Genomic DNA, 17,414 nt, shown 5'->3' with positions numbered 1-17,414 from the left:
AGCCGGATGATCAGCATGCCCCCTGAACCACAGGAAGCCGACGGCAGTGACAGCCCGAGCGGCCGCGCACATTTTCTCCAGGTGTTCTTGTCCCAGCGCTCGCAGATGGAGGCCTTGGTCAGTCGACGGGTGGGGTGTCGGGCGACGGCGGCCGACCTGGTGCAGGACCTGTTCCTGCGGTTCTGGCGGCGGCCGTTGGTGCAGGTCGAGGAACTCAGCACGTATTTGCTGCGCTGCGCCGGCAACATCGCCATCGATCACCTGCGCAGCGAAGACGCCCGGGGCCGGCTGAGCGAAGGCTGGCTGCCGGAACAACAAGACACGCTTGGCGTGGAGCCCCAAGCGGCACTCGAAGCCGGCAATGACTTGCGCCATGTCGAGGCTGCGCTGCGCAGTTTGCCCGAGCGCACCCGGCAGATCTTTTTGCTCAACCGCATCCACGGCCGCAAGTACGCCGACATTGCCAAGGTCATGGGCTTGTCCCAGAGTGCCGTGGAAAAACATATGATGCGCGCGCTCCAAGCCTGCAAGGACAGTCTGCGGGACCCCGAATCACGTCCGCCAGGGAAAGCCCCGTGAACCACGACACTCGCGTCCTGCCGACGCCCGCTCAGGAACAGGCCGCGCTGGCCTGGCTGAGCCTGCTGCACGATCAGCCGAGCAGTGGCGATCAAGCAACCTTCAGCCATTGGCTGCAGGCCGACCCTGCCCACGCCGAGGCCTATGCCCAGGCCCAGGTGATCTGGGAGCTCAGCGAAGTGCCCGCCCGAACCCTGGCCGATGAAGATGCCTTGGCCTTGCAGGGCTACTTGAATGCAATGAACCGCGCGCGGCGTTCCAGCGTGCGGCGCTGGTCGGGTGGGCTGGCGCTGGCCGCCAGCCTGCTGCTGATGGTGTCGATGGGCGCGGGCTGGCAGCCGTCGCGCTGGTTCGATGACCTGGGCGCCGACTATGTCTCGGCGCCGGGGCAAGTGCGCAGCGTGACCCTGGCCGATCAATCGGTGATTACCCTGGATGCCGACAGCGCCATTGCCGTGGATTTCAGCGGAGGTGAGCGGCACGTCGAGGTACGCCGGGGGGCGGCGTTTTTCAGCGTGAGCCACACCGGCGAACCCTTTGTGGTCGATGCCAACCGAGGCGAGGCGCGGGTCCTGGGCACTCAGTTCGAAGTGCGCCTGCAACCCATGGGCGCGCAGGTCAGCGTGCTCTCGGGACGGGTCGGCGTCACCCCGGCCAAAGGTGCCGAGCAGCAGGTGCTGGGCGCCGACCAGCAAGTGGCCTACAGCGCCGGCCATGCCCGTGCCCTGCAAGCGATCGATGCGCAGGCGCAACTGGCCTGGCGCCAGGGCTGGCTGAATTACTACAAGGCGCCTTTGGCGGATGTGGTGCAGGACCTGCGGCGTTATTACCCGGGGCGAATCCTCCTGCTCAACGATGAGCTGGGCGCGCGTCGCATCAGTGGCAGCTTTCCCAGCCACGACCCGCAAGCCGTCCTGGCGTCGTTGCAAGGGGTGCTGGGTTTTCAGCAGAACCACCTGGGCAACCTGATCATCCTGCGCTGAAGGCCCAAACGATTTCCGTAGCCGTCCGTAGCAGAGGGCGGGGTATGCAAATATTTTTGCGGATCAGGTGAGGTAAACCCGAGCGCCATCCGTGTAGTGATGAAAGTGCGAATTGTTCGCATCGGTTGCGTTACTACACATGGGTCCAAGCAATGAAGTCCAGGGCAAGTTCGGTGGCAGGCGGTTCGGTCAAACAGTGGTTCGCAGGCTCGGTCCTGGCGGTGGTGGCAGTGTCAGCGCTGAACGTGGCCCAGGCCGCGCAGCCCAGTGAGCAGCACACAGGCCAGTTTCGCTTCGATATCGCCGCCAAACCCTTGCCTCAGGCCCTGAGCGATTTCAGCCGGGTGACCGGCATCAGCGTGGTCTACACCGATGAAGCGCCCTACGGCGTGACGGCGCCGGCCATCAGTGGGCAGATGAGTGCCGAGCAAGCCATGCAGCGGCTGTTGAGCGGGTCGGCAATGACGTTCCGCCAGACCGATGGTCATACCCTGGTCCTGGAACCCATGCCCAGTGCTGGCGTCTTGAACCTGGGGGCGACCACCATCACCTCGGTGCAGGACGCCTCGCTGAGCTACCAGCCGCCGGCGACCACCTCGATTGCGCGCTCCTCGGCCACGCTGCAGGAAATCCCCCAGACCATCAACGTGGTCGCGGCCCAGGTCCTGCGTGACCAGGCGCCGCGTAACCTCGACGATGCCCTGGCCAATGTCAGCGGCATCACCCAGGGCAATACCCTGGGCAGCACCCAGGACTCGGTGATGACCCGCGGGTTTGGTGACAACCGCAACGGTTCGATCATGCGCGATGGCATGCCGATCGTGCAGGGCCGTGGTTTGAATGCTTCGGTGGATCGGGTCGAGGTGCTGAAGGGACCAGCCTCCTTGCTGTACGGAATCCAGGACCCGGGCGGCGTGGTGAACATGGTCAGCAAGCAACCCCAGGTGCAGGCCTACAACGCCCTGACCGCGCGCGGCTCAAGCTACGGCGCCGGCAAGAACGGCAGCGGCGCCAGCCTGGACAGCACCGGCGCACTGGGGGAGTCCGGCCTGGCCTATCGGTTGGTGCTGGACCACGAAGACGAAGATTACTGGCGCAATTTCGGCACCCACCGCGAGAGCCTGATCGCGCCGTCCCTGGCCTGGTACGGCGACAGCACCACGTTGAAATTCGCCTACGAGCACCGCGAATTCCTCTCGCCATTCGATCGTGGCACGGCCATCGACCCACTGACCAATCACCCGCTGGACATTCCGGCACAGCGCCGTCTCGACGAGCCGTTCAATCACATGGAGGGGCGCTCGGACCTCTATCGCGTTGAAGCCGATCACCAGCTCAACGACAACTGGAGCGCCCACTTCGGCTACAGCTGGAACCGTGAAACCTACGACGCCAGCCAGGTCCGCATCACCGCGATCGACCCGGCGAAGGGCACGCTGACCCGCAACATGGACGGCACCCAGGGCGCCCTCAGCACCGACCGCTTCACCACCGTCAGCCTGCAGGGCCAGGTCGAGCTGGCCGGCATGCAACATGACCTGGTGCTGGGGGTGGATGACGAGTACCGCAAGATCTACCGCGCCGACCTGATCCGACAGAAAAGCCAGGCCCCGTCGTTCAGCTACCTCGACCCGGTCTATGGCCGTGAAGTGGCGGGTACCACCGTCAGCGCCGCGGACAGCGCGCAGACCGACCTGCTGCGCAGCGACTCGGTGTTCCTGCAGGACTCGATTCACCTCAACGAACAGTGGATCCTCGTCGCCGGGGGGCGCTTCCAGGAGTACGACCAGTACGCCGGCAAGGGGCGTCCGTTCAAGGCCAACACCGACACCAACGGCCAGAAGTGGGTACCCCGCGCCGGCCTGGTGTATCGCTACAGCGATGCGCTGTCGTTCTACGGCAGCTACACCGAATCCTTCAAACCCAACTCCACCATTGCCCCGCTCAGTGGCAGCAGCACAGTGCTTGATGGCAGCGTGGCGCCGGAAGAGGCCAAGTCCTGGGAGCTGGGGGCCAAGCTCGTTCTGCCGGGGCTCATCACCGGCAATATCGCGCTGTTCGACATCAAGAAGCGCAACGTGCTGGTGGCCAACGCCGAGGGGCCGGTGACGATTTACAGTGCGGCGGGCGAGGTTCGCTCCCGGGGACTGGAAATGGACCTGAGCGGGCAGTTGAGCGAGCACTGGAGCCTGATCGGCAGCTATGCCTACACCGATGCCGAGGTCATCGAAGACCCGACCTACCAGGGCAAAAAATTGCAGAATGTGGCCCGCAACAGCGGATCACTGTCGGCGGTCTACGACTTCGGCAGCCTGATCGGTGGCGATCAACTGCGCGTCGGCGCTGGCGCGCGCTATGTCGGCGAACGGGCGGGTAATGCGGTGAACGACTTTGACCTGCCGGGCTACACCGTGGCGGACGCCTTCGCCACCTACGACACCCGGCTCGACGGGCAGAAGGTCAAGTTCCAGCTCAACGTGAAGAACCTCTTCGACCGCACCTACTACACCTCGGCGGCCAGCCGCTTTTTTGTCTCGATGGGTGATTCGCGCCAGGTGTCGTTGTCCAGCACGCTCGAATTCTGAGTGATGCGCTAAGCCTGGAACGCCTGGCGGTAGTCGCCGGGCGTGCCGTGCATGGCCTGGCGGAAGCGGTTGGTGAAGTGGCTGGCGCTGGCAAAACCGCAGGCCAGGGCAATCTCGCCCAAGGGGTGCCGGGTGCTGCGCAGCAGATACCGGGCCTGGGCCAGGCGGCGGGCCAGCAGGTATTGATGGGGTGGCAGGCCGAAGCTTTCACGGAACATCCGGGCGAAGTGGTACTCCGACAGCGCACACAGGGCCGCCAGTTGGCCAAGGCTGATGGACTGCTCCAGATGACTGTCGATGTACTCCACCAGCAGGCGTCGCTGATAGGCGGCCAGACCGCCCTTGAGTCGCAGCCCCTGACGCAGGCCAACTTGGTTGAGCAGGGTGTGGCTGAGCATTTCGTGGGCCAGGCTGCTGGTCAGCAGGCGCTCGCCGGGTTCATCCCAGTTCAAGGCGATCAGTTGGTGAAAGCGTCGGGCCTGCAACGGGTCGTCGAGAAAGGTGCCTTCGCGCAGGTGCAGCGCACGGGGTTCGCGGTCGAGCAGGGTGACGCAGCCGAGGGCGAACTGCTCTTGGCTGAAATACAGGTGGGCCAGGCGGATTTCACCGTTGATCACCCAGGCTGACTGATGTTCGGCGGGCAGCACGCAGAGTTTGTTCGGGCCGCCGGTGGTGCCGGGCTGTTCGCGGCGGAAGGTCCCGGTACCACCGGCCAGGTAGCAGGACAGGGTGTGATGCCCCGGGGCCTGGTAATCCTGGGCGTCGTGGTAGTTGCTCCACAGGGCTGCAGCCATGCCGTCACCGAGCTCGGCGCTGTGCTCGAGACGAGCATGGGGCGAGCGGTTGAGGGCTTGAAAGACTTGCAGGGTTTCCAGTGCGGGCATGATCGTTTCTCCAACGCCTTGCATCCTACTCCGTCGGCCTGTGCGTGCCAGCCCGGCACCGGACAAAAGCGCAAGTTTATGCAAGCGCGCCATGCGACGGCGGCACAGACTGGAGGCCATCTTCAGGAGTTGCCGTCATGAACCTCTCGCTATACCTGCTGACTGTGCTGATCTGGGGCACCACCTGGATTGCCTTGAAACTGCAATTGGGGGTCGTGGCCATACCGGTGTCGATTGTCTATCGTTTTGGCCTGGCCGCCCTGGTGTTGTTTGTGATTCTGCTGCTCAGTCGCAAGCTGCAGGTGATGAGCCGGCGCGGGCACCTGATCTGCGTGGCCCAGGGCCTGTGCCTGTTCTGCATCAACTTCATGTGCTTCCTCTATGCCAGCCAGTGGATCCCCAGCGGCCTGGTCGCCGTGGTGTTCTCCACGGCGACGCTATGGAATGCCTTGAATGCACGGGTGTTCTTCGGCCAGAAAATCGCCCGCAACGTACTGATGGGCGGGGCGCTGGGCCTGGGCGGGTTGGGGCTGCTGTTCTGGCCGGAACTGGCAGGTCACACTGCCAGCCCGCAGACGCTGCTGGGGCTGGGCCTGGCGTTGCTTGGCACGCTGTGTTTTTCGGCGGGCAACATGCTCTCCAGCCTGCAACAGAAAGCCGGCCTCAAGCCCCTGACCACCAACGCCTGGGGCATGGCCTATGGGGCGGCAATGCTGTCGCTGTACTGCCTGGTCCAGGGCATTCCCTTCGACATGGAATGGAATAGCCGCTACATCGGGTCGCTGCTGTACCTGGTCATTCCGGGTTCGGTGATCGGCTTCACCGCTTACCTGACGCTGGTCGGGCGCATGGGACCGGAGCGTGCCGCTTACTGCACCGTGTTGTTTCCGGTGGTGGCGTTGAACGTCTCGGCGTTCGTCGAAGGTTATCAGTGGACCGCGCCGGCCCTGGCCGGGTTGGTGTTGGTCATGCTGGGCAACCTGCTGGTGTTTCGCAAACCCGCTGCGCGTATTAACCCGGCCAAAGCGGGTCTGGCGTGAGGAGGGCAGAGTGTTAGTTCTCATTCTCCAGCGTCAGGTAGATTAACGCGGGGAACATATACTCGAGGTTACTACGGGCCCAATCGAAAGCGTTTCGGTTAGTGGAGTATTCCATGTCGAACCATTCGTTGAGAATGATGATGTACATGACGTAGTAAACAGTAATGGCCGTGGTCAATCCGACGACGGCCATCTTTTTTGCTCCGCGGAACTCCTTATGGCTGGCAGTGAGTTTTCGGTAAAGTTGGTAGGTTCCGACCAGGCAACATAACGTAAAGATGGTTTCCAGGGTGATGATCGTCCAGTAGAAACGATGATGGAATAACTTTGACTTTACCGCCCTGTAGCGTCGTGATTCGTTGCCTTCGGTGGTGCTCATGCTGAGGATGTCGCCAATGTATTCATAGTAGGCCGTATAGTCGGTGTAGTTATTGACAAGGGTAAATATCCCGAATACGCCGGCCATTAGTACAACGAGTACTTTGCTGCGCCGAATCGCACAAGTGGTGGTGAGTTTTATCATGCGCGCTATCTCCGAGTGTGAGCCGCGTTTAATGCGCTGTTTTGTATTGATCGAAGTTTATAACGCGCGCGCGAAAGTTTGTCGCGAGCCGAAGTTGCAACTTTTGTCGCTTGATGTTGTATGGCAGTCAGTTAGTTGTAGTGGCGGATCTAACTCATCCGCGTATTGCCCATGAAGTGGGCGGCACGTGCCCAGTGGCGTGCCGCCAGTCCATCATCCTTGCCACACCTGCGGGTTGACCAGGTCTTGCGGCCGTTCGCCCAGCAAGGCGCTGCGCAAATTGGCCAGGGCGCGGTTGGCCATGGCCTCGCGGGTTTCGTGAGTGGCGGAGCCGATGTGCGGCAAGGTCACCGCGTTTTTCAGGGCAAACAGAGGCGACTGCGCCAGCGGTTCCTTTTCATAGACGTCCAGCCCCGCACCGCGGATCCGGTTGTCCTGCAGGGCCTCGATCAGTGCGGCCTCATCGACCACCGGGCCGCGGGAAATATTCACCAGAATCGCGCTGGACTTCATCAGGCCCAGTTCGCGATGGCTGATCAAATGTCGGGTCTTGTCGCTGAGCGGCACCACCAGGCAGACGAAGTCGGCTTCGGCCAGCAATTGGTCGAGGCTGCGAAACTGCGCGCCCAGCACCTGTTCCAGCGCGTTCTTGCGGCTGTTGCCGCTGTACAGGATCGGCATGTTGAAGCCCAGGCGACCGCGCCGGGCGATGGCCGCGCCGATGTTGCCCATGCCGACAATGCCCAGGGTCTTGCCGTGTACATCACAACCGAACAGCGGTGCGCCGACAGTGGCCTGCCATTGTCCGGCCTTGGTCCAGGCGTCCAGTTCGGCTACCCGCCGAGCGCTGCTCATCAGCAGGGCAAAGGCCAGGTCGGCGGTGCTTTCGGTCAGCACATCCGGGGTGTTGGTGAGCATGATCCCGCGTTCGTTGAAGTAGTCCAGGTCATAGTTGTCGTAGCCCACCGACACACTGGAGACCACTTGCAACTGCCCGGCGTTTTCCAGTTGCGCCCGACCCAGCTTGCGCCCGACGCCGATCAGGCCGTGGGCGTGGGGCAGGGCTTCGTTGAATTGGGCGCTGATATCACCCTGCTTGGGGTTGGGCACGATCACGTTGAAGTCTTGTTGCAGGGACTCGACCATGGCAGGCGAGACACGGCTGAAGGCAAGGACAGTCTTTTTCATCGCAGGAAGGCTCGTCAGGCGGGGGAGAATGCCAAGCAAGCTATCATTCTTGCCGGGGTCTAGGCGAGCCCCGAGCAGCGCTGCGCCTGCTCGCGTCATCAGGTGCTGAGCCGCGCCCCACCCAGACTGCCACTGAGCTCATACGCCGTCAGTTCCGCCTGGTGGGCCGCGAGGATTTCCGGCAGCGAGCCCCGCAGGTATTCCACCCAGGTCTTGATCTTGGCGTCCAGGTACTGGCGCGACGGGTAGATGGCGTACAGGTTCAGCTCCTGGGAGCGGTAGTTGGGCATCACTCGCACCAGCGTGCCGTTGCGCAACCCTTCAATCGCCGCGTACACCGGCAGCACGCCCACCCCCATGCCGCTGGTGATCGCGGTTTTCATCGCGTCGGCGGAGTTCACCAGGAACGGCGAGCTGTTGATGGTGACCATTTCCTGGCCTTCAGGGCCGTCGAACAGCCATTTTTCCAGGGGAATCACCGGGCTCACCAGGCGCAGGCAGGCGTGGTTCAGCAGGTCGCTGGGCTTGTGGGCGCAGCCGTTGGCTTTGACGTAGGCCGGTGACGCACAGACGATGCTGTAGGTGATGCCCAGGCGCTGGGAGACGAAACCGGAGTCTGGCAATTCGCTGGCGAGCACGATGGACACGTCGTAGCCCTCGTCCAGCAGGTCCGGCACGCGGTTGGCCAGGGTCAGGTCGAAGGTCACGTCGGGATGGGTCTTGCGGTAGCGCGCAATGGCGTCGATCACGAAGTGCTGGCCGATCCCGGTCATGGTGTGCACTTTCAGTTGCCCGGCCGGCCGCGCATGAGCGTCGCTGGCTTCGGCCTCGGCTTCTTCGACATAAGCCAGGATCTGCTCGCAGCGCAGCAAATAGCGTTTGCCGGCTTCGGTCAGGGCAATGCGCCGGGTGGTGCGGTTGAGCAGGCGGGTTTGCAGGTGGGCCTCAAGGTTGGAGACCGCGCGCGAGACATTGGCTGTAGTGGTATCAAGCTGCACAGCGGCGGCGGTGAAACTGCCGGCCTCGGCGACACAGCTGAAGGCGCGCATGTTTTGCAAAGTGTCCATGGGGTGCTCTCAAGGGAGATGGCAAATTGTGACACGAAGTTACAAGGTTCAGGCATTCAACCAAGGGATTATCTCGCTAACGGTAACAAAGATTCACAAGATTCCCAGCTTATCGCCGCCCAGGCCCAGCCCTAGAATTGCGCCGATTGGAAATCACCCCCTCCTCAGGAATTTGCAGCAGTGCCGCGTCGCATCAACAGAGAGTTGAAGACTCTCAGTGTCTGGGCTTTATCGTTAGCAATCAGCGGCTGCATCGGAACCGGAGGTATTGCCCCACAAGGCAAGGCACTCGATGCCAATACATTGGCCACAGACGTCGCCATCCAGAGCGCGACCCAGAATGCGCACTGGCCCAGCGCCAAGTGGTGGCAGGCCTATGGCGATCCGCAGCTCAATGCCTGGGTCGATCTCGCCCTGCAGGGTAGCCCGAGCATGGCCATGGCCGCGGCGCGAGTGCGCCAGGCCCGGGCCATGGCCGGGGTGGTGGAATCCGCCGAGTCGTTGCAGGTCAACGCCGACAGCACCCTCAAGCGCCACAACTGGCCCACCGATCAGTTCTACGGCCCGGGCGAATTGGCCAACACCACCACCTGGGACAACAACGCCGCACTGGGCTTCAGCTACGCGCTGGACCTGTGGGGGCGCGAAAGCAATGCCAGCGAGCGAGCCGTCGACCTGGCCCACATGAGCGCCGCCGAAGCGCGCATGGCCCAGCTCGAACTGCAGAACAACGTGGTGCGGGCCTACATCCAGCTGTCCCTGCATTACGCCCAGCGCGACATCATTGCGGCGACCCTGGCCCAGCAACAACAGATTGTCGATCTGGCGCAAAAGCGCCTGGACGGCGGCATCGGCACCCATTTTGAAGTCAGCCAGGCGCAGACCCCGTTGCCCGAGACCCATCGCCAACTGGACGCCCTGGACGAAAGCATCGCCCTGAGCCGCAACCAGCTCGCGGCCTTGGCCGGCAAGGGCCCGGGGGAGGGCGCGCGTCTGCAGCGTCCGACCCTGGCCCTGGGGACGGCGTTGAAACTGCCGTCGGCGCTGCCGGCGCAATTGCTCGGACAACGTCCGGACGTGGTGGCCAGCCGCTGGCAGGTGGCGGCCCAGGCGCGCGGCATTGAAGTAGCGCACGCCGGTTTCTACCCCAACGTCGACCTGGTCGGCAGCCTCGGCTACATGGCCACCGGCGGTGGGGCGCTGGAGTTCCTGACCGGCAAGAAACTCAACTACAGCGTGGGCCCGGCGATCTCCCTGCCGATCTTTGACGGTGGGCGCCTGCGGGCGGAGCTGGGCGAGGCCGCGGCCGGCTATGACCTGGCCGTGGCCAAGTACAACCAGACCCTGGTCAATGCCCTCAAGGGCATTTCCGATCAGTTGATCCGTCGGGAGTCCATGGACAAGCAGCAAGCCTTCGCTACCGAGTCGGTGGCGGCCGCGCAGAAAACCTACGACATCGCGATGATCGCCTACCAGCGCGGCCTGACCGACTACCTCAACGTGCTCAACGCGCAAACCCTGCTGTTGCGCCAGCAACAGGTGCAGCAGCAGGTCCAGGCCGCGCGCCTGAGTGCCCACGCCGAACTGGTCACCGCCCTGGGGGGCGGCCTCGGTGCCGGCGCCGACAGGCCCGCCGAGCACCAGCTGCAGGCACCGCCCACCCCGGCCATTCTTTCTGCCCTCGACCACTGACAGGACACCATGACTCCCTTGCCTGCACCGCTGCGCTGGCTGTATGCCCTTGACTGGCGCCGTGGTTTTTTCGACTGGGCACGCAGCGACGGCGTGACCTGGGTGTACATCTTCAAAGTGTTGATCGCCGCGTTCCTGACCCTGTGGCTGGCCATGCGCCTGGAGTTGCCGCAACCGCGCACGGCGATGATCACCGTGTTCATTGTCATGCAACCGCAGAGCGGCCAGGTGTTCGCCAAGAGCTTCTACCGCTTCCTCGGGACCCTGGCGGGTTCGGCAGTGATGGTCGCGTTGATCGCCTTGTTCGCGCAGAACACCGAGCTGTTTCTCGGCGCTCTGGCGATCTGGGTCGGGATCTGTTCGGCGGGTGCGGCGCGTTATCGCAACTTCCGCGCCTACGGGTTTGTGCTCGCCGGCTACACCGCGGCGATGGTCGGCCTGCCTGCCCTGGCGCACCCCGAAGGGGCGTTCATGGCGGCGGTGTGGCGGGTGCTGGAAATCTCCCTGGGCATTCTCTGCGCGACCCTGGTCAGCGCCGCGATCCTCCCGCAAACCGCCAGCGCGGCGATGCGCAATGCCTTGTACCAGCGTTTCGGGGTGTTCGCCCTGTTCGTCACCGATGGCCTGCGCGGGCGCAGTCAGGCCGACAGTTTTGAGCGGCGCAACGTTGGCTTTATCGCCGAAGCCGTGGGCCTGGAAGGACTGCGCAGCGTCACGGTGTTCGAAGACCCGCACATGCGTCGGCGCAACGGCCGGCTCAGCCGCCTGAACAGCGAGTTCATGGGCATCACCACCCGCTTCAATGCCCTGCACCAGTTGCTCGAACGCCTGCGCGGCAGTGGCGCCGACCAGGTGATCGCGGCGATCAAGCCTGGCTTGCTGGACCTGGCCGAACTGCTCGACGGCTTCTCTGGCCGGGCCCTGACCCATGCCGACGCGGCACGCCTGGCGATGCACCTGGCGGACTACAAGGACGGCCTGAGGGCGCGGGTACGCAGCCTGCGCGCCAGCTTCCAGGAAAGCGCGCCAAGCGACGCCGACCAACTGGATTTTCACACCGCCTATGAGCTGCTCTATCGCTTTGTCGATGAGTTGCACAGTTACGCCCAGACCCACGCCTCGCTGGCCGATCACCGCCACGAACGCGAGCAATGGGATGAGCCCTACACCCCGAAAACCAACTGGCTGGCCTCGGCGGCCTCGGGGATCCGGGCCGCGTTCATTCTGTTGGTGCTGGGCAGCTACTGGGTCGCCACGGCCTGGCCGAGCGGCGCCACCATGACCTTGATCGCGGCCGCCACGGTGGGTCTTTCCGCCGCGACGCCGAACCCCAAGCGCATGGCCTTCCAGATGGCCTGCGGCACGTTGCTGGGGGCGTTGATCGGCTTCGTCGAAATGTTTTTCATCTTCCCCTGGATCGACGGTTTCCCCCTGCTGTGCGTGATGCTGGCGCCGGTGATCGTGCTCGGTTCGTTCCTCTCTTCACGCCCGCAATACGCCGGGGTTGGCCTGGGCTTGCTGATCTTCTTCAGCACCGGCTCGGTGCCGGACAACCTGACGATCTACAACCCCTACACCTTCATCAACGACTACATCGCCATGGTCATGGGCATGCTGGTGTGCGCGGCCGCCGGGGCGATCATTCTGCCGCCCAACAGCCGCTGGTTGTGGCGCCGCCTGGAGCAGGACCTGCGCGGGCAAGTGGTGTATGCCATCAGCGGCAAGCTCAAGGGCCTGGCGTCGAGTTTCGAAAGCAGCACCCGGGATTTGCTGCACCAGGCATACGGCCTGGCGGTCGGGCAGCCCCAGGTGCAACGGAATCTGCTGCGCTGGATGTTCGTGGTGCTGGAAGTCGGCCACGCGATCATCGAATTGCGCAAGGAGCAGGCGATCCTGCCGGTGCACCCGGCCTATGCCGAAGCGCAACCCTGGCGCCAGGCGATCCGGGTCATGGGGCGCGCCCTGGTGCGGCTGTTCCTGCAACCGGGGCAGAGCAACCTGGAGCGCGCGCTGGTGGCCGTCGACCATGCCATCAGCCGGGTCCAGGCCAGCGACGAACCCTTCGCCCCGCACTTCGATACCTCGCCCCTGCGCCGGGTGAAGAGCTACCTGCATTTCATCCGCACTTCGCTGCTCGACCCGCAATCGCCGCTGGCCGCCCTGCAAGGACCTGACCATGCCCCGTGAAATCGCTTTCCATGGCGTCTACATGCCGACCATGACCCTGATGTTTTTCATCGCCGCGGCACTGGCCTGGGCGCTGGACCGGTTTCTGTCCGGGTTCGACCTGTACCGTTTTTTCTGGCATCCGGCGCTGCTGCGCCTGAGCCTGTTCATTTGCTTGTTCGGCGCCCTGGCGCTGACTGTCTACCAGTGAGACCGCTTCGATGAAAAAGCTCTTCAGCCTGCTCGCTACCCTGTTGGTGCTGGCCCTTGCGATGTGGATCGGCCGGACCCTCTGGGTGCATTACATGAACACCCCCTGGACCCGCGATGGCCGGGTGCGTGCCGACATCATCAACGTCGCCGCCGACGTCAGCGGTGAAGTGGTGGACGTACCGGTGCGCGACAACCAGTTGGTGAAAAGGGGGGACCTGCTGATGCAGATCGACCCCGAGCACTACCTGATCGCGGTCAAGCAGGCGCAAGCGCAGGTGGCCTCGCGCAAGGCCACCTGGGAGATGCGCAAGGTCAATGCCCACCGGCGCGCCGACCTCGACAACCTGGTGATCTCCCGCGAGAACCGTGACGACGCCAGCAACATCGCTGACTCGGCACTGGCAGACTACCAGCACGCCCAGGCGCAGCTGGAAGCGGCGCAACTGAACCTCAAACGCACCAAAGTGCTGGCGGCGGTGGACGGTTATGTCACCAACCTCAACGTGCATCGCGGCGACTACGCGCGTATCGGCGAGCCGAAAATGGCGGTGGTCGACATGAACTCATTCTGGGTCTACGGCTTCTTCGAAGAAACCAAACTGCCCCGGGTGCGCGTCGGCGATCAGGCCGACATGCAGTTGATGAGCGGAGAAGTGCTCAAGGGGCATGTGGAAAGCATTTCCCGCGGCATCTACGACCGCGACAACCCCGAAAGCCGTGAACTGATCGCCGACGTCAACCCGACCTTCAACTGGGTGCGCCTGGCACAACGGGTGCCGGTACGGATTCACATCGACGAAGTCCCGGACGGGGCGCTGCTGGCGGCGGGGATTACCTGCACCGTGGTGGTCAAGCAGACGCCGTGAGGTTGCTGGCTTGCGATATCGCGGCGTAGGTATCTACACAACTGTGGTGCGACGTTGTACCTGTGGGCCTCTGGGGTGTTGGATTCGACCGGGTACATATCCATTTCTGCGGTAACGGCCACCTATGGTTCCGCTCTTACAGCGGCTCACTTTTGAGAGCCGGAATGCCGGCCCAGCCAAAAGTAAGCAAAACGCTCTTACCCCACCACTCGGTGCCTCGCTTAGGCTCGGCATGCCCGTACTCCGACATTGATTTGGGGGGCCGCCGCAATGGGCCATCCCTGGCCCAGTGCGGCTAAACCGGCGTCCTGCCGGTTTACCCCCCAAATCAATATCGGATTCCGGCCAGCGTGGTTAACGGGGCGCCCAGGATCAAAAACAAAGCGAGGCGGCCTTAGAGCCGACCTGATCGCAGGGGCATGCGCGGTGTAGCTTCTACTTCCTAAGACGCTGACGAAGTCAGCCATCTTTTGATCTGGCTTTTGCTTTTGCTTTTGCTTTCGCTTTAGCTCTGGCTCTGGCTTTTGATCCTGGGCGCCCCGTTAACCACGCTGGCCGAACGCAGGCTTGAAGCCGTGGGTAACCCGGCAGGACGCCGGGTTAGCCGCCCCGCGCCATGGATGGCGCGTGGCGGCGGCCCACGGATTCAAGCCGGAGTGAGGGAACACCGAGCCCAAGCGAGGTGCCGAGTGGTGGGGCAAGAGCGTTTTGCTTACTTTTGCCTGGGCCGGCATTCCGGCTTGTCAAAAGTGAGCCGCTGTAAAAGCGGAACCATAGGTGGCCGTTCCCGCAGAAATGGATATGTACTCGGTCTAATCCAACACGCCAGAAGCCCAGGGGCCGCCACGGTAGCAAGCTCCTCCCTCGCCACAGGCCGCTACAAAGTTGGGTAGATACCTATGGATATCGCGGGCTCGACAGCGGCTACGGGCACCCCGTCATTGGCAGAAGGTTTCGTGCAAATGCCGCCACCGCAGTTGGCCTGACGGCAGTTTCTCGATCACCGCCGTGGCCCGGCGATCATTGAGGACCCCGCTGGCATCCGACTGCAACTCGCGGTAGCTGAGGGTGGCGCCGTGGGCATGCTGGTCGAGCCCGTGCATTTCGCTTAACTCGATGCGCATTCCCGCACGCGCACCGCCCAGGGTTTCGAACAGTTGCTGCAAGGCCCCAAAGTCCAGGCTGTTGCCGTTGGGAGCAATCATCGAGAACTGCGGGGAGAAGCGCGCCAGCAGGCGGTCCAGTACGCCCCGATCGGGGGTGCCGGCGAACCATTGCTCAATGTCGATCAGGGTCTGGGTGACTTCAGTAACGTAATCGCGATAGTCGTTCATCAGCTTTTTTCCAGGAGTGGGTGGGCGGTGACGAGCGCTTTCACGCCCGATGAATCAAAGCGCAGCACGGCCCACAGCGGTACCTGCGAGAGCAGTGCGGCAGCCAGAAAACAGCGCTCGAAGGCATGCGCCGAGTGCGGGCCGAGGACGCTGAGCAATCCACTCAGCACGGCGCCGCCGAGGCAGAAACTCAGTTGCCGATTGATGTTCCACAGGGCGCTGGCGTGGTTCATACGGGCAGGAAGAATGTCGATAAAGGCCAGGGTCTGCGCGCAACTGCTGCACAGGCTGCCGCCCAGGCCCATCAGGGCATAGGCCAGCACCGGCAGCCAGCCTTGCGGTTGCTCGATCAGCACCAGCAGGCCAATGCCCAGGCTTTGCAGCAGGGCGCCAACCACCAGCAACGGCTTGGGGCCCCAGCGGTTGAACCCGCGTTTGCCGACGGCAATCGCCAGCGCCGAGCCCAGCGCCCACGGCAGCATCAGGGCGCCGATCTGCGCGTTACCCCAACCTTGTTGGTGCAGGTACAGCACAGCGATCAGGCTGGTGCCGATGAACACGCCGGGAATCAACAGGTAGACCCACATGGCCAGCCGCAGGGACGGGCTGTGCAACAGCTGCAGATCGAGCCAGGCCGACAGATTGCCCGCGCTATCCTGGGCACGTTGCGTGGCCCGCGGCGCGTCGGCCTGCAGCCAACAGGCCGCGAGCACCAGCGCCAGCAGGGTCAGCGGCAGATTCAGGTAGAACACCCAGCGCCACGACAGCGCTTGCACGATCAGCCCACCCGCGGCCGGCGACAGCGCGGGCACCAGCAACGCCACCGACATCACCCAGGTGGTCAGTTGGGCCCGTTGTTGCGCCGGGAATTGGCGAAACGCCAAGGCCTGGCCGAGGGGGATCAACAGCCCGCCACTGAGCCCTTGCAGCAGCCGCCAGCCGATCAGCGCTTCAATCGACTGGGCACCGGCCACCAACAGCGACGCGCAGCCGAACAGCAGCAGTGACGCGAGGATCAGCCGGCGCTCGCCGAACCGCGCCGCCAGCCACACACTCAGTGGAATGATCAGGGTCAGGCCGAGCATGTAGGCGTTGCTGATCCACGCCAGTTGGGTCACCGAGGCGTGCAATTGCAGCGCGATGTCGGGGTAGGCAATGCTGGCGACGAACATGTTCATCAGGTCGAGGGCGAACCCCAGCAGATACACCAATGCGACTTTCCAGCGATAGGCCATGACAACTTCCCGGTCCAAGAGACGGGCAGGGTAGTGCGCTGCAAATGCTAGAGAAACACTGATTTGCCTGCTAGTTTGTCAAAATTATTTTGACAAGGAACGCCGTCACCATGGTCAGCCTGGACCGTTTCGATACCTTCAAGGCCGTCGTCGAGGCCGGCTCGTTGACCGCCGCAGCCGATCTGCTGGGGCAAACCCGGGCGGTGGTCAGCTTCAACCTCAAGCGTCTGGAAGCCGAGTTGGGGGTGACCCTGCTGACCCGCAGCACCCGGCAACTGGCGCTGACCGATGCCGGTGAGCGCTTTTATCTGCGCTGCTTGCGCACCCTGGATGAAGCACGCCTGGCGATCGAGGAGGCGCGCTCCGAGCACACCCAGCTCAAGGGCACGCTGCGGATCACCACCACCCTGGAGTTTGCCCTGGCCCAGGTGGTGGCCGCGTTGGAGGTGTTCCGCCAGCAGCATCCGCAGTTGAACATTCACTTATCGACGTCCTCGACCCATGCCGACCTGATTTCCGAGCGGTTTGACGTGGCGATTCGTCTGGGGCGTATGCACGACTCCAACCTGCGCGCCGTGCAGTTGTCGACCTTCGAGATTTACCCGGTGGCGACGCGCACGCTGCTCGAACGCCACGGCCCAGTGACCCGCCTGGCCGAGCTGGAGGCACTGCCGACCCTGGGGCACGGGCGGGTGCCCGAGTTGACGGTCACCGACCCCGCGGGCACTGAGCATGTCTATCAACCTCAACCTGGAAAGACCGCGATCATCGCCGACAACTCGGCCACCCTGCGGGCATTTGCCCTGACGGGGCAGGGGGTGGCGATTCTGCCTGAATGGCTGATCGCCGAGGATCTGCAGCAGGGCCGCTTGCAACGCTTGTTGCCCGATCACCGGTTTGCCCAGCAGGGGGTGTATGCCTTGTACCCGGACACCCGGCACCTGCCGCTGAAGGTGCGGGCGTTTATTGATTTCATGAAGGAATGGAGCTGAGGTTGGTAGGTGCCTGTTCGGTCGCCATCGCGGGCACGCCCTGCTCCTGCACCTCTCCTGTGGGAGC

Annotated in this window: 15 protein-coding genes; 9 read left to right on the top strand and 6 right to left on the bottom strand. The window is 63.5% G+C overall.

Annotated elements, in window-relative coordinates:
- The first annotated feature begins 6 nt into the window (after nt 1–6).
- The 3 genes from Q1W70_RS05610 (at nt 7) to Q1W70_RS05600 (ending at nt 4,147) form a co-directional block, all read left to right on the top strand.
- Nucleotides 7–579, top strand: a complete 573-nt coding sequence (locus tag Q1W70_RS05610; RefSeq protein WP_166588703.1) for an RNA polymerase sigma factor — start codon at nt 7–9, stop codon at nt 577–579.
- Nucleotides 576–1,562 (top strand): FecR family protein, encoded by a 987-nt coding sequence (locus tag Q1W70_RS05605; RefSeq protein ID WP_166588702.1) that lies wholly within the window; start codon nt 576–578, stop codon nt 1,560–1,562. The genes Q1W70_RS05610 and Q1W70_RS05605 overlap by 4 nt, the downstream gene beginning before the upstream one ends.
- A gap of 152 nt (nt 1,563–1,714) precedes the next feature.
- Entirely contained in the window at nt 1,715–4,147 is a 2,433-nt protein-coding gene (locus tag Q1W70_RS05600; RefSeq protein ID WP_302098676.1) for a TonB-dependent siderophore receptor, read from the top strand.
- Between the two features lie 8 nt (nt 4,148–4,155).
- Here the strand turns inward: Q1W70_RS05600 and Q1W70_RS05595 are convergent, their stop codons facing one another.
- Nucleotides 4,156–5,031: an AraC family transcriptional regulator gene (locus Q1W70_RS05595; RefSeq protein WP_265537190.1), complete on the bottom strand. Its 876-nt coding sequence runs from the start codon at nt 5,029–5,031 to the stop codon at nt 4,156–4,158.
- Nucleotides 5,032–5,168: 137 nt separating this feature from the next.
- Here Q1W70_RS05595 and Q1W70_RS05590 point away from each other — a divergent pair, with 137 nt between their 5' ends.
- Nucleotides 5,169–6,071 (top strand): DMT family transporter, encoded by a 903-nt coding sequence (locus Q1W70_RS05590; protein ID WP_302098675.1) that lies wholly within the window; start codon nt 5,169–5,171, stop codon nt 6,069–6,071.
- A gap of 13 nt (nt 6,072–6,084) precedes the next feature.
- Here Q1W70_RS05590 and Q1W70_RS05585 read toward each other — a convergent pair whose 3' ends face one another.
- The 3 genes from Q1W70_RS05585 to Q1W70_RS05575 form a co-directional block, all read right to left on the bottom strand.
- Nucleotides 6,085–6,594, bottom strand: a complete 510-nt coding sequence (locus Q1W70_RS05585) for a DUF2165 domain-containing protein (RefSeq protein ID WP_166588698.1) — start codon at nt 6,592–6,594, stop codon at nt 6,085–6,087.
- Nucleotides 6,595–6,807: 213 nt separating this feature from the next.
- The gene (locus tag Q1W70_RS05580) at nt 6,808–7,782 is read right to left on the bottom strand and encodes a 2-hydroxyacid dehydrogenase (protein WP_185818572.1); all 975 of its coding nucleotides are present in this window, start codon (nt 7,780–7,782) and stop codon (nt 6,808–6,810) included.
- A 98-nt stretch (nt 7,783–7,880) separates the two neighbouring features.
- Nucleotides 7,881–8,849, bottom strand: coding sequence for a LysR family transcriptional regulator (locus tag Q1W70_RS05575; protein ID WP_166588696.1), 969 nt, complete (start codon nt 8,847–8,849; stop codon nt 7,881–7,883).
- 180 nt (nt 8,850–9,029) lie between these two features.
- Between Q1W70_RS05575 and Q1W70_RS05570 the strand changes: the two genes are divergently transcribed.
- The 4 genes from Q1W70_RS05570 to Q1W70_RS05555 are packed head-to-tail and all read left to right on the top strand — an operon-like array spanning nt 9,030 to nt 13,786.
- Nucleotides 9,030–10,541, top strand: coding sequence for an efflux transporter outer membrane subunit (locus Q1W70_RS05570; RefSeq protein ID WP_302098674.1), 1,512 nt, complete (start codon nt 9,030–9,032; stop codon nt 10,539–10,541).
- 9 nt (nt 10,542–10,550) lie between these two features.
- Nucleotides 10,551–12,728, top strand: coding sequence for an FUSC family protein (locus tag Q1W70_RS05565; RefSeq protein ID WP_302098673.1), 2,178 nt, complete (start codon nt 10,551–10,553; stop codon nt 12,726–12,728).
- Complete coding sequence (locus tag Q1W70_RS05560) at nt 12,718–12,918, top strand: DUF1656 domain-containing protein (RefSeq protein WP_095077709.1); 201 nt, start codon at nt 12,718–12,720, stop codon at nt 12,916–12,918. The genes Q1W70_RS05565 and Q1W70_RS05560 overlap by 11 nt, the downstream gene beginning before the upstream one ends.
- 10 nt (nt 12,919–12,928) lie before the next feature.
- Nucleotides 12,929–13,786 (top strand): efflux RND transporter periplasmic adaptor subunit, encoded by an 858-nt coding sequence (locus Q1W70_RS05555; RefSeq protein WP_302098672.1) that lies wholly within the window; start codon nt 12,929–12,931, stop codon nt 13,784–13,786.
- 938 nt (nt 13,787–14,724) lie between these two features.
- On the opposite strand, the gene Q1W70_RS05550 is transcribed toward Q1W70_RS05555, so the two are convergent.
- Both Q1W70_RS05550 and Q1W70_RS05545 read right to left on the bottom strand, forming a co-directional pair.
- Nucleotides 14,725–15,120 carry a DUF4440 domain-containing protein gene (locus tag Q1W70_RS05550; protein ID WP_302098671.1) on the bottom strand — a complete coding sequence of 132 codons (396 nt, stop codon included), beginning with the start codon at nt 15,118–15,120 and terminating at the stop codon, nt 14,725–14,727.
- Nucleotides 15,120–16,355, bottom strand: coding sequence for an MFS transporter (locus Q1W70_RS05545; protein ID WP_302098670.1), 1,236 nt, complete (start codon nt 16,353–16,355; stop codon nt 15,120–15,122). The genes Q1W70_RS05550 and Q1W70_RS05545 overlap by 1 nt, the downstream gene beginning before the upstream one ends.
- Before the next feature lie 110 nt (nt 16,356–16,465).
- Between Q1W70_RS05545 and Q1W70_RS05540 the strand changes: the two genes are divergently transcribed.
- Entirely contained in the window at nt 16,466–17,347 is an 882-nt protein-coding gene (locus Q1W70_RS05540) for a LysR family transcriptional regulator (protein WP_166588690.1), read from the top strand.
- Nucleotides 17,348–17,414: the final 67 nt, after the last annotated feature.

The sequence above is a fragment of the Pseudomonas kielensis genome, assembly GCF_030505375.1.
Lineage (GTDB): Bacteria > Pseudomonadota > Gammaproteobacteria > Pseudomonadales > Pseudomonadaceae > Aquipseudomonas > Aquipseudomonas kielensis.
The sequence above is the reverse complement of the archived record's forward strand: the minus strand, read 5'-3'. Positions and strand labels throughout refer to the sequence as shown.